The sequence below is a fragment of the Leucobacter massiliensis genome (assembly GCF_002982315.1).
In the GTDB taxonomy this organism is placed as follows: Bacteria; Actinomycetota; Actinomycetes; order Actinomycetales; family Microbacteriaceae; genus Leucobacter; species Leucobacter massiliensis.
In genome coordinates, this window is the sequence record NZ_MWZD01000017.1 from 763,525 (window position 1) to 775,967 (window position 12,443).

Here is a 12,443-nt window from a genome sequence, read left to right on the forward strand (position 1 = left end):
GCCCCTCGCCGGCTCAGGCGAGCGCCGGCTCGTCCCAGAGCTTGAGGCGCGTTCCGATGCCGTCGCGCACGGCATTGCGGTACACCTGGGTCGCCCAGGCGACGTCCTCCACGGGCATGCCGCCGACGGAGTACACGAAGACCTCGTCCTCGTGCCGCCTTCCAGGGGCGAGGCCCTGGATGATCTCGCCGATGTCCTCGAACTGCTCGGGGCGCATCCGCCCGTCGCGCACCCGGTCCACGAGCGCGATCCCCCAGATGCCGACGGTCTCGTGCGCGGGCTCGGGAAGCTCCTCGGCCCAGGCCTCGTAGATCTTGCGGGCGTCGGCCACGTGCCGTGAGCGCTGCACGAGGCGCTCCTCGACGGCGAGGTGCGCGGAGCAGCAGATGAAGGCGCCCGGCTGCACCCACTCGTCGCGGACCAGCGGATAGTGCTCGGAGCCGGAGGCGCTCGGCACGGCGATGCTGACGATGTCGGAGCCGCGCACGGCGGCCTCCATGTCGGGCACCTGCTCGATCGTGGTGATCTGCGGGAATCGCTCGCGAGCCCAGGCGATGAAGGCGTCCACGCCCGCCTGGCCGCGCCCCGCGACCTTCACGGTGTCGATGCCGGGGCGCACCGCGATGAAGGCCTCGAGGGAGGTGCGGTTCATGGGCCCGGGGCCCACGATGCCGACCACGTGCGCGTCCTCGCGGGCGAGATAGCGCGCCCCGACTCCGGGGATCGCCCCGGTGCGGTATGCGCTCAGGAGGTTCGCCGACATGATCGCGAGCGGGGCTCCCGTGTCCTTGTCGTTGAGGGTGAACATCAGGATGGAGCGGGGCAGGCCGCGCTGCTTGTTCGCGACGTTGGAGCCGTACCACTTGCAGCCGGCGAGCTGGTAGCCGCCGCCGAGATAGGCCGGCATCGCCATGAACCGCCGGTCGGGGCCGTCGACGGGCATGCCGGGGAAGGTCTCGGTCTCGGGGAAGAAGAGCTGCGCGCCGTGGGAGTTGTTCTCGGTGCCGGCCATTCGGTAGTCGCCCTGCGCGAAGAGCGCGAGCATGTCGGTCATGGTGTCGACGCACTCCGCCATGTTCGTGACGCCGGCCCGGATCATGTCGGGCTCGTTGAGGTACAGGAAGTCGATGGCGGTGTCTGGCACGGCGGTGTGTCCCTTCGATGTGGCTCCGGGCTCCCGCGCCCGGGCGCGCGGCCCTCCGGTGGACCGCTCGGTGCCGACAGCCTAAAACTATCCAGATGGATAGTCAAGTGCGCGGCTGCGCGGCTGCGCGGCTGCGCGGCTGTGCGGCACGCCCTCCCGCGGCGCGCTCCCCGATCAGCCTGCGGTCGCTGCGAGCTCGACGAGAGCGCGGATCCGGCGCAGGGCCGGGGTGACATCCTCGGGATCGACGAGCTGCTTGAACACGACGCCGTCGAGCGCGAACCAGATCACTTCGGTCAGCTCGGCGTCGTCCACGCCGAGACGGCTCAGCTGCCGGCCGATCGCCTCGCGGTAGCTGCGGTAGTGCAGCTCGGCGAGGGGCCGCAGCTCGGGCCGTCGACGCGACTCCAGCAGCAGCTCGTACTGGAACGACTGGATCTCCGCCTCGCGCTCGGACAGCGACTGGATGCCCTCCGCGAACTCGGCGGGGGTGAGCGCCTCGTTCAGCATGTTCGACTCGCGCAGGCTCTCCTCGATGGCGAACTCCATCGCCTCGGCGACGAGCTGATCGCGCGTGCCGAAGTGGTGCCGCACGAGCCCGTGCGACACCCCCGCCTCGGCCGCGACGGCCCGATAGGTGAGCGCCCGCAGCCCGCCGGCCGCGACAACGACGACGGTGGCGCGCAGAAGCGCGGTGCGTCCGGAGGCAGAACTCATGCTTCCGAGCGTAGCGACTCGCACCCGGACCACTGCGACGTCCGATTTCCGCGTGCGCCGTCGCTTCGGGCGCGAAACAATGGAGCGGTGACCGATCATCCGCCCGCCACGCCTCTCGGGCTCGGCTCCGCATCCCGCTCCTCCCTCACGCCCGATCTCGACTTCGACGCGTGCTACCGCGCCGCCGCGGGGCGCGACCCCCGCTGGGACGGCCGCGTGTTCCTCGGAGTGACGAGCACCGGTATCTACTGCCGTCCCTCGTGCCCGGCGCGCAAGCCCCTGCCCGAGAACTGCCGCTTCTTCCCGAGCGCGGCCGCCTGCGTGGCAGCCGGCTTCCGCGCCTGCAAGCGCTGCCGCCCCGACGCGGTGCCCGGCACCCGCGACTGGGATGCGCGCGGCGACCTCGTGGCGCGGGCCGTGCGGCGCATCAGAGACGGTGCGATCGACGCGGTCGGCGTCACTGGCCTCGCCGCCGAGCTGGCGGTGAGCGAGCGGCACCTGCGTCGGCTCATGATCGAGGAGATCGGCGCGAGCCCGCTGCAGCTCGCACGCACCCGGCGGGCCCACGCGGCCCGCGCCCTCATCGAGCAGACCGATCTGCCGCTCGCCGACATCGCCTTCGCCGCGGGCTTCGGCAGCGTGCGCCAGTTCGGCGACACCATGCGGGAGGAGTTCGGAGTCGCGCCCTCCCGCCTGAGCCGCGGGCGCGGAGCGGGTTCCCGTGCGCCTGCTGCCGCGGGAACGGCAGGCACGGGAAGCGACCCCGCAGGCCCGGTGAGCGATGCGCCTCCGCGGATCGCGATCCGCCTGCGCACACGAGCACCATTCGATGCCGCCGCGATCCGGGCGAATCTCATCGCGCACGCGATCCCCGGCCGGGACCGCGTCGAAGCCGACGGCGGCACGGTCCACGCCCTCGACCTGCCGGGCGGCACCGGCGCCGCACGGATCGACTGGTCCGAGCTTCCCGCCTCCGCCGCCGAGCCCGCAGCACCGGGCGGTCACATCGGCGTGCCGGTCGTGCTGACCCTGCCGCGCCTCGCCGACGCGATGCCCGCGATCCAGATCGTGCGTCGCCTCCTCGACCTGGACGCGGATCCAGCGCAGCTCGCAGCCGCCTTCGCCCCCGACCCGCTGCTGGCGCCGCTCGTGGCGCGACGACCCGGACTGCGGCTGCCCGCCGCCCGCGAACCGCGCGAGTTCGCGCTCGGCACGGTGCTCGGGCAGCAGATCTCGCTCGCCGCAGCGCGCACCGTGCAGGGCCGGCTCGCGGCGGCTTTCGCGCGGCCGGGTGCGCCGGGGCCGGAAGGGCTCGTGGCGGCCCCCGACCCCGCGCGCATCGCGGAGTGCAGCGCCGAAGAGCTGCGCGAACGCCTCGGGCTGATGCGTGCCAGGGCCGAGACGCTCCGCACGCTGGCGGGAGCGCTCGCGGGCGGGCTGGAGCTGGGTCCCGGAGCGGATCGGGAGCGTGCGCGAGCCGAGCTCACCGCGATCCGCGGGATCGGGCCGTGGACGGTGGAGCTGGTCGCGCTGCGGGCGCTCGCGGACCCCGACGCCTTTCCCGCCGGCGACCTGATCCTCCGCCGCACCCTCGGCACCCGGGCCGATCGCGAGACGGAGCGCCTCGCAGCCGGCTGGCGTCCGTTCCGCGGCTACGCCGCGCAGCACCTCTGGACCGATTTCCTCACGGCGACGGCGGACGCCGTCGCGTCCCAGCCCGCATCCCCGCGAAAGGACCCCGCATGAGCTCTCAGCCCCTCTTCCGCGCCGAGGTCGACGTCCTCGGCCGCCCCTTCCACGCGATCTGGACGCCCGAGGACGGCGCGCTCAGGGCGGCGGGCTTCGCCACCGCGGCCGATCCCGCTGCCGACAGCCTCGTGGAGCGGCTCGCGCGCCTCGATCCCGGGCTCGCGGCTCGCGGCTTCGCTCCGGACGCGAGCGGCAGCAGTCCCGTGGTCTCATCGCTGCGGGCCTATGCCGCGGGCGATCTGCGCGCGATCGACGGGCTGATCGTCGCCCAGCCCGGAAGCCCGTTCCGGGCTGAGGTGTGGCAGGCACTGCGGCGGGTGCCCGCCGGCGGAACCGTCACCTACACGGCGCTCGCGTCGCTCGCCGGCCGGCCGAAGGCGGTGCGCGCCGCGGCCTCGGCCTGCGCGAACAACCTGATCGCCCTCGTAGTGCCCTGCCACCGCATCGTGCGGAGCGACGGCGGGCTCGGCGGTTACCTCTTCGGCACCGAGGTGAAAGAGCGCCTGCTGTCCCACGAGGGCGCGGGGGCGCAGCAGGCGCTCTTCGGGTGAGCCCTGCCGAAGCGCGCTGGGCGCGCGGCGCAGGGCGCGGCAGGCAGTGCGCAGGACTCAGGCGTCCGGCTCAGTGGCCGGTGACGGTCGATCCCTGCTGCTCATCCGCGACGGCCTCCGCGGTGACCGCGGCACGGCGGCGGCGCAGATTGCGGCGCACGAGCGGCCAGAAGACGATGAGCACGCCCGTCGCGATGAGGCTCGTCCACACCTGGGTGCGGCCGCCATCCGTGCTCAGCATGACGGCGAGCACGCCCGCGATCGCCGCGATCAGCAGGATGTTCAGCCACGGGTGCAGCCACATCTTGAGTTTCAAGCCCGCGGCCTCCTCGGGCGTCATCTTCTGGCGCATCCGCATCTGAGTGAGCGCGATGAAGACGTAGACGAAGAGCGCGACGAGCCCGGCCGAGTTCATGATGAAGTCGAAGACGCCCGAGTCGGGAGCCGCGTAGTTCACGATCGTGGCGATCACGGCGCCGCTGGTCGAGGCGAGCAGCGCCCACATCGGCACGCCGTTCCGGGAGCGCTTCGCCACGAACCGCGGCGCGAAGCCCTGCTCGGCGAGCGCTGCGAACATGCGCGAGGCCGAGTAGAGTCCCGAGTTGAGCACGGAGATCACCGCGGTGAAGATGATGAGCTGCATGATCACGGCGGCTCCGGGCAGGCCGAGCAGCGAGAAGACGTGGGTGAAGGGCGCGGTGGCGACGCTCACCGGCTCGGGGAGTTCGTCCCACGGCACCACCATGACGATGATGAGCACGGCGCCGACGAAGAACAGCAGGATGCGCCAGATCACGGTGCTCGTGGCCTGCTTGATGCCCTTGGCAGGGTCCTCGGACTCGGCTGCCGCCATCACCGCGATCTCCGTGCCGAAGTAGGAGAAGATCACGAGCGCGACGCCGGTGAGCGCGATTCCGATGCCGTTGGGGGCGAAGCCGCCGTGCTCCCACAGATTCGGGATCGAGAAGCTCGCATTCGGCCACAGGCCGAGCGCGAAGAGCAGCCCAGCTCCCAGGAAGACGACGATCGCGATGACCTTGATGCTGGCCAGCCAGAACTCGACCTCGCCGAAGGTGCGCACGGAGACCGCGTTCGCGCCGATGAAGATGGCGATGAGGATCAGCGACCACGCCCACGTGGGCAGGAACGAGAACCACTCGTGCAGGGTCTCGCCGCCGAGCACCGCCTCGTAGGCGAGCACGCCCACCCAGAAGTACCAGTAGAGCCAGCCGACGAGGTAGGCGGCCCAGTTGCCGAGGCCGACGCGTGCGTACTCCATGAAGGAGCCGATGGCGGGGCGCGCGGCCGCCATCTCGCCGAGCATGCGCATGGCGAGGAAGACGAGCAGGCCGCCGATCAGATAGGAGATGATCGCGGCCGGGCCGACGCTGCGGATCACGTTGCCGGAGCCGACGAAGAGGCTCGCCCCGATGATGCCGCCGAGCGTGATCATGGTGACGTGGCGTGAGCGCAGCTTCTTGGGCTGCCGGGCCGTCGAGCCCGCGGAGGTCTGCGGCGACACCGGTTCGGAGTAGGCGGAGCTGTCTCCGGGGGTGGATGCGGGCATGCGTGATCCTTCGCGCGTTGAGGGACGTGTTCGATTGACCCCTCGACGCCGAGTGGACAACAGCTAGAGAAAATAGCGTACTCGGACGGCATCCACCAATCCCCGCGTTGCAGTCCCGTTGCGCGGCCGCGCCGCGTGGCGTGCCCTCGCGTCACGTTCCGGGTTCTCGGAGGTTCCCGGAGGCCAGGAACGAGGAAGGCCCCGCGATGCGGGGCCTTCGAAGTGGAGGGACCGACGGGAATCGAACCCGCGTTCTCAGCTTGGGAAGCTGATGTCTTACCATTAGACGACGATCCCGGGGCGAGTGCGCCGCACCAACTATAGCAGGGCGGCGCCTTCGGATCCGCGCGCGGCGCGGCGGGCGGGGAGCTACTGGCAGACGGCGCCCTTCTGCAGTGCGGCGGCTTGGTCCTCCGCGCTCCAGGGCAGCTCGGGTCCGGATCCTGCTTCGCTGGAGATCGCGGCGAGCTGGAAGGCGAGGGCTTTCGCGAAGGCCGCGCCGGCGGCTGAGTTGTTGAGGGCGACGACGACGGTGTAGCCGCTGTCGGGGTCGTGGTAGGCGGCGGTGAGTGTGCCGGTGATGGCGCCGCTGCGGCCGTAGAGCGGGCCGAGCTTCTCGACGTCGAAGCCCCACTGGCGCCCTTCGGTGTCGGGTTCTTCGGTGGGGGTGCCCGCGTCGTCGCGCTTGGGGTTCTTCGCCGGGATGGTCTCGGTGACGACGGAAGCCGCCTCGCCGCCGAAGGTGCCGCCGAGGTAGCTCTCGTAGAAGTTCTTGAGGTCGGTGACGGTGGTGACGGTGGCTCCGGCGCCGGAGAGCATCGACGGGGACACCTCTGGGGTCTCAACCGGACCGGCGTCGCAGACGAGTTTGCCGCCCTGCACGGGGAAGTTGTGGCCGGTGAGGGTGGTCCCCTCAATGGTGGTGCTCGACATGCTCGGGTAGTAGCTGGCGGACATGCCTGCCTTGCTGTAGACGTGCTCAGCGAGCAGCTCCGGCAGCTCTTCGCCGGTGTTGACTTCGAGCGCGCGGCCGAGCAGCACGGCGTTCGTGTCGGACTGGTGCATGTCGAGGCCGGGCCAGCTGAGCGGCGAGTGGGCGAGGCCCTGGGCGATGAGCTCCTGGTCGGGCCAGGGGCGGGTGGGGTTGTTCGCGAAGATGCTGGTGTAGTTCTGCTTGTAGTCGGCGATGCCGGAGCGCATGTCGCAGAGCTGCCGGTAGGTCACGTCCTCGATGCCGGACTGGCGGGGGAGGTCCTTCGAGACCTTGCGGTCGAGGTCGATGCGACCCTGGTCGACGAGATCGAGCAGCAGCGCGCACATGACGGGCTGGGTGGCCTGTGCTCCGCGGATCCTGGCGGAGCCATTGATCTCGCCGTCGCCGTAGCCGCGCACGTAGGCCTGCTCCCCGGACCAGACGCCCACGACGGCCTGTGACGAGCCGCTGAGGCTCATCGCCTGTGCGATGGCGTCGTCGATGCCGCTCGCGAGGCTCTCATCGACGCTGTTGGCGTCGCCTTGCGGGCCGGCGATCTCGGTGCCGGTGCAGGCCGTGAGCCCGAGAGCTGCGGTCGCGATCAGAGCGGTCGCGACGATGCGCGTGCGATGTGCAAGCTTCGGGATCAAACTCGTCCGCCAATCTCGTGCGTCGTGGGGGCACAGAACACGCAGAAGTGTACTGTGCGCGGCTGGGAAGTTCGGGACGGGGGCGGCAAAGTGAGGCTTGCCTTACTAGACTGTGCCCGTGACGACTTTTCCTGCAGACGTGATCGCCGGTGTGACCGGGCACATGAACGGCGACCACGCCGACGACAATCTCCTGATCGCGCGCGCCTTCGGTGCGCCGGAAGCGAGCGCGAGCCGGATGGTGGGGGTGGGCCCGGAGAGCGGCGTGTGGCTGGTCTCGGAGCCCTCGGGGGAGCGGGAGCTGACGGTGCCGTGGCCCTCGGGTGCGATCGCCGAGCGGCCCGAGATCCGCCGTGAGGTGGTCGCGCTGTACCGCGCCGCCTGCGAGCGGCTGGGGATCGAGCCGCGTGAGGAGCACGAGGAGCCTTCCGCCGCGGGGCATCGCGCGCATCACGGCGCTCACGGCCGTCACGGTGCCGAGGCGCCGGGTGGTGCCGATCTCGCGCAGGGCGAGCCCGAGCCGGTGGCCGGGGAGAAGCCGTTCTCGGTGGTGATCCGGGAGAGTTCGTGGGGAGACCACTCGGACAGCGAGGGGGCCTCCTTCATGGAGGACATCATGCGCGGCAGGGGCTCGCTGCAGGACTACATCGATCTGGTCGCCCAGCACTTCTTCATGTATGAGGCGCTGGAGGCTGCGGCGGAGCGCTTCGCCGAGGATCCGGCGTTCGCGCCGTTCCACCGGGACGCGCTGCTGCGGATGCCGGCGCTGGAGGCCGACCTCGCCCATCTGATCGGCGCCGATTGGCGCGCGCGGATCGCCGCTGTGCCGGCCACGGCGGCCTACGCCGAGCGCATCCGCGAGGTGACCGAGGAGGGATGGGTCGCGGGTGTCGTCGCGCATCACTACACGCGCTACCTGGGCGATCTCTCCGGCGGTCAGATGATCGCGAGGCGCGTGGCGAAGCAGCACGGGCTGGATCGCGAGGGCGTCGCCTTCTACGACTTCGCCGAGCTGGGCTCGCTCACCGACTTCAAGAACGAGTACCGGCTCGCACTCGACGAGCTGGGGACCCGGCTCGACGAGGTCGAGCGGCAGCGCGTGCTTGACGAGGTGCGACGGGCCTACGCCTTCAACACGGCCGTCTTCGTGGATCTCGGCCGCGCGAAGGCCGCCGCGTAGCCCTCTCCCCTGGGCGCCGGTCCCGGCGCCGCGCCGCCCCCCCGAGGGGCTGGAGGGCCCGAGGCGGCCGGGTTCAGGGATTCGGCGCCGCGCCGCCCGGGAGCCGCGTGCGTTCGTTCATGAAGCGCACGACGTTGGGGTCGACGATCACGTCGCGGGGTTGCAGCGGCCGTTGCAGGTAGAGCCCCTCGAGCGAGCGGACCCGGCTGAGCGCGACGTAGGTCTGACCGGCGCTGAAGGCGCGCGGGCCGAGGTCGATGTTCGCGGCGTCGTAGCTGTGGCCTTGCGACTTGTGCACGGTCACCGCCCACGCGAGCCGCAGCGGGAACTGCTCGAACTCGGCTACGACCTCTTTTTCGAGCTTCTTGGTGTCGGCGTCGTAGCGGTAGCGGTAGCGCTCCCACACGGTCGGCTCGACCTCGAACTCCTCGCGGTCCACTTCCACCCACACGGTGCCGTCGACGCGGGAGACGGTGCCGATGGTGCCGTTGACCCAGCGTCCGTCGGGGTCGTTGCGCAGGAACATGACCTGCGCGCCTGGCTTCAGCTCGAGCACCTCGTCGGCGGGGTAGCTGTTCTCGCGGAACTCGCCGTTGATCTCGGCGACGGCGCGCAGTGGCTTGCCGCCGATCTCTGCGAGGCGCTGCGCGTTGATCCGGTTGACGGTCGCGTTGGTGGTGGCGAGGGTGATGACGTCGCGGGGGGCGGGGCGAGCCCCTGCGGCGTTGAGCTCGGCGGCCTGGTCCTCCTCGACGACGCCGTGTCGCACGGCCCCGAGGATCTGCTTGAAGCGGTCGTCGCGCTGCCGGTGCACCTCGCGCAGCTCGATCGCGGTGAGCGGGGTGGTGGCCCACACCCTCGCGTCGAAGAACCACAGGGAGCGGTAGGTGTCGGCGAAGTAGGCGCGCTCGTGCGGGTCGCGTGGCGGGACGGGCGGCAGCTGGAAGGGGTCGCCGAACATGATGATCTGCGCGCCGCCGAAGGGGTCGTGGCGTTTGCCGCGGGCCTGGCGGAGGGAGCGGTCGATCGCGTCCATGAGGTCGGCGGAGACCATCGAGATCTCGTCGATGACCAGGGTGTCGATGGCGGCGAGCATTTTCTTGAGTTCGGCCGGCTGCTCGAGCTCGTGGTCGGCGATGATCCCGGTGGGCAGGCGCAGCAGCGAGTGGATGGTCTGCCCGCCGACGTTGAGGGCGGCGACCCCGGTGGGGGCGCAGACGGCGATGATCTTGCTGGTGTTCCACGCGAGGTGGTTCAGGATGGTGCTCTTGCCCGTGCCGGCCCGGCCGGTGACGAATACGTGCTCGCGGGTGTGCTCGATGCGCTCGTAGACGGCGAGCTGCTCGGGGCTGAGTCGGGGGCGTGCCACCGCACCAGACTACCTGCGTGGGGAGGCGGGGCGGGGTCAGGCGGCGGTGGTCCGGCCGCGCACCGGAAGCAGCAGCAGGAGCCCGGCGAGCAGCACGATCGCGATGCCGAGGATGCCGAAGATGGTGGCGCCGCCGAGTGCGATGGCGAGGGTGAAGGCGGCGGGCGCCATGAAGGTGACCGCCCGTCCGGTGGTGGCGTAGAGGCCGAAGATCTCCCCCTCGCGGCCGGGCGGGATGATGCGGGCGAGGTACGAGCGGCTGGCCGATTGCACGGGGCCGACGAAGATGCACAGCAGCAGGCCGAAGCTCCAGAACACCCAGGCGCCGAGATCGTGCAGCACGAACACGAGCATGGCGCAGAACACCATCAGCACGATCGACCAGACCATCACCGGCTTCGCCCCGAGGCGGTCCTCGAAGCCGCCGATGAGGATGGTGGCGATGCCGGCGACCACGTTCGCGCAGATGGCGAAGAGGATCACCGTGGTGTTGTCGAAGCCGAAGCTGCGCGCCGCGATGACGCCGCCGAAGGTGAAGACGCCGGCGAGCCCGTCGCGGAACACCGCGCTCGCGATGAGGAAGAACAGGGTGTGACGGGCGCCCCGCCACAGATCGGCGATGGAGCGGAAGACGTCGGCGTAGGCGGTGAACAGCCCGCGGCGGGGCCCTGGCGCGGCTGCGATCTCGGGGACCGCGAAGAAGACGGGGATCGCGAAGACGCCGAACCAGACGGCCGAGACGAGCATCGCGATCCGGACGTTCCACGCGCCCTCGGAGGTGACGCCGAACCAGCCGACCTCGGGGAAGATGAAGCCGACGAGCAGGATCGCGAGCAGCACGATCCCGCCCAGGTAGCCCATGCCCCAGCCGAAGCCGGAGACGCGGCCGACGTTCGCGTTCGTGGAGACCTGGCCGAGCATGGCGTTGTAGCTGACGCTCGCGAGCTCGAAGGCGACGTTTCCGACGGCGAGCAGGACGAGACCGAGGAGCAGGTACTGCTCGGCGGGCGCCACGAGCGCCATGAGCGCGGTGCAGAGCACGACGACGGCGGTGGTGAGCGCGAGCCACGACTTGCGGCGGCCGGCGGCGTCGGTGAGCCGGCCGATGACGGGCGCGAGCACCGCGACGACGATGCCCGCGATGAGCAGGGCGGTGCCGAGGCGGGTGGTGGTCTGCTGCTCGGGGCCGAAGGCGTCGCCGGTGATGTAGACGGAGAACACGAAGGTGGTGACGACCGCGTTGAAGGAGGCGGAGCCCCAGTCCCACAGCGACCACGCGAACACGGTCCGCTTCTTCACGGGCGCCGCCGGAACCGCGGCGGGTGCTGACGCCGATGTCTCGCTCATGTGGCTCACACTAACCCATACGGGTGACGTCCGCGGGCGCGGGTGACGGGGCGGTGAACCGCGGGTGCCGGGTCGGGCGCGGGGGGGGGCGCCGCTGCGGCACGGGGATCGCGCTTCGCGGAGCGGCGCCTGCTCAGCGGGGTCCGGCCTCGGCCTCGGAGAGCAGTTCGCGGATCGCATCGAGGACCGCGCGTGCCGCGTGTGAGTGCTCCGTGCCGCGGCGCATCACCGCGGAGACGTCGCGCCGCAGCGTGGCCGGTGCGGGGGCCTGCGCGCCGGCGGGCGCCCCGCCTGCCGCCCCGTCCGGGGCGCCGGGATCCGGCCAGTCGGGGATCCCGAATGGCCACGGCTCCCGGTCGGCGGAGAGGAGCATCTCCGGGAGGAGCGCGGCGGCGATCCCGGCGCGCACGAGCTCCTGGTGCACGCGCAGATCGGGGGTCTCGAACTGCACCCGCGGCTCGATGCCGGCCTCGCGGCAGACACGCAGCGCCCAGCTGTGGGACTCGGTGCCGGCCGGTTCGAGCACCCAGGGGGTGTCGGCGAGCGCGGCGAAGCGGGCGACGCGGGCGGGGGCGCTGGGCACGATGCGGTCGCGGAGCAGGTGGACGCGGCTGAGACGCGGGTCGACGGCGCGCGGCATCTGGGGGAACTCGTCGATGACGGCGATGTCGGCGCGGCGCCCCGCGATCTCGTCGAGCGCCTCGGCCGGCTCGATCTGCGCGAAGCTCACCGCGAGGTCCGGATGCGCGCGGCTCAGCCGGCCGAGCAGCGGGGCGAGGTGGCGGTGCGCGAAGGTGCTGAAGGAGGCGAGGCGCACCCGGCCCTGCAGCCGGGCGCGGGAGGCGAGCAGTTCGGCCTCTGCGCGTTCGAGGACCGTCTGCGCCTCCTCCGCGCGAGCGACGAGACGCCGGGCGGCGGGGGTGAGGACGAGCCGTCGTCCCTCCCGCTCGAAGAGCCGGACGCCGGCCTCGGCTTCGAGGCGCCGCAGCTGCTGGGATACGGCTGAGGTGCTGATGCCCGCAATGCGCGCGACCGCGGCGAGACTGCGCTGCGCAGCGAACTCGCGAAGCAGGGCGAGCCTGCGGAGGTCGAGCACGGAGCACCCCGATCCCGGGTGAGAGCTCCCGGACAGTGAAGAAGAACTGAACTGTTCTGACAAGTCTATTCCCCTGGGCTACGAGGTCGCGGCTCCCTAG

The 12,443-nt window shown here is 71.4% G+C and carries 9 protein-coding genes, 1 tRNA gene and 1 pseudogene; 3 read left to right on the top strand and 8 right to left on the bottom strand.

The genetic code is table 11. From position 1 onward, the window contains the following. Window positions 1-13: 13 nt before the first annotated feature. Together B4915_RS10330 and B4915_RS10335 are read right to left on the bottom strand one after the other, a co-directional pair. Window positions 14-1,144: a tyramine oxidase subunit B gene (locus B4915_RS10330; protein ID WP_105805683.1), complete on the bottom strand. Its 1,131-nt coding sequence runs from the start codon at window positions 1,142-1,144 to the stop codon at window positions 14-16. Between the two features lie 174 nt (window positions 1,145-1,318). Beyond that, window positions 1,319-1,861 (bottom strand): TetR/AcrR family transcriptional regulator, encoded by a 543-nt coding sequence (locus tag B4915_RS10335; protein WP_105805684.1) that lies wholly within the window; start codon window positions 1,859-1,861, stop codon window positions 1,319-1,321. Between the two features lie 87 nt (window positions 1,862-1,948). Between B4915_RS10335 and B4915_RS10340 the strand changes: the two genes are divergently transcribed. Both B4915_RS10340 and B4915_RS10345 read left to right on the top strand, forming a co-directional pair. Further along, complete coding sequence (locus B4915_RS10340) at window positions 1,949-3,607, top strand: DNA-3-methyladenine glycosylase 2 family protein (protein WP_105805685.1); 1,659 nt, start codon at window positions 1,949-1,951, stop codon at window positions 3,605-3,607. Continuing rightward, complete coding sequence (locus tag B4915_RS10345) at window positions 3,604-4,161, top strand: methylated-DNA--[protein]-cysteine S-methyltransferase (protein WP_105805686.1); 558 nt, start codon at window positions 3,604-3,606, stop codon at window positions 4,159-4,161. Before B4915_RS10340 ends, B4915_RS10345 begins: the two co-directional genes overlap by 4 nt. Before the next feature lie 70 nt (window positions 4,162-4,231). Here B4915_RS10345 and B4915_RS10350 read toward each other — a convergent pair whose 3' ends face one another. The 3 genes from B4915_RS10350 to B4915_RS10360 form a co-directional block, all read right to left on the bottom strand. Then, window positions 4,232-5,728, bottom strand: coding sequence for an amino acid permease (locus B4915_RS10350; protein WP_105805687.1), 1,497 nt, complete (start codon window positions 5,726-5,728; stop codon window positions 4,232-4,234). A gap of 223 nt (window positions 5,729-5,951) precedes the next feature. After that, window positions 5,952-6,025 (bottom strand) — tRNA-Gly (locus B4915_RS10355). Window positions 6,026-6,097: 72 nt separating this feature from the next. After that, window positions 6,098-7,351, bottom strand: coding sequence for a serine hydrolase domain-containing protein (locus B4915_RS10360; RefSeq protein ID WP_105805688.1), 1,254 nt, complete (start codon window positions 7,349-7,351; stop codon window positions 6,098-6,100). A 118-nt stretch (window positions 7,352-7,469) separates the two neighbouring features. Between B4915_RS10360 and B4915_RS15065 the strand changes: the two genes are divergently transcribed. Continuing rightward, window positions 7,470-8,531, top strand: a complete 1,062-nt coding sequence (locus tag B4915_RS15065; RefSeq protein ID WP_342747301.1) for a biliverdin-producing heme oxygenase — start codon at window positions 7,470-7,472, stop codon at window positions 8,529-8,531. A 73-nt stretch (window positions 8,532-8,604) separates the two neighbouring features. Here the strand turns inward: B4915_RS15065 and B4915_RS10370 are convergent, their stop codons facing one another. The 3 genes and pseudogenes from B4915_RS10370 to B4915_RS10380 all read right to left on the bottom strand — a co-directional run bounded on the left by B4915_RS10370 (window position 8,605) and on the right by B4915_RS10380 (window position 12,343). Beyond that, entirely contained in the window at window positions 8,605-9,900 is a 1,296-nt protein-coding gene (locus B4915_RS10370) for an ATP-dependent DNA helicase (RefSeq protein WP_105805689.1), read from the bottom strand. A 36-nt stretch (window positions 9,901-9,936) separates the two neighbouring features. Beyond that, window positions 9,937-11,289 (bottom strand): annotated as a pseudogene (locus B4915_RS10375) (MFS transporter); the annotation flags it as partial. A gap of 91 nt (window positions 11,290-11,380) precedes the next feature. Further along, the gene (locus B4915_RS10380) at window positions 11,381-12,343 is read right to left on the bottom strand and encodes a LysR family transcriptional regulator (RefSeq protein ID WP_146120076.1); all 963 of its coding nucleotides are present in this window, start codon (window positions 12,341-12,343) and stop codon (window positions 11,381-11,383) included. Window positions 12,344-12,443 lie beyond the last annotated feature (100 nt).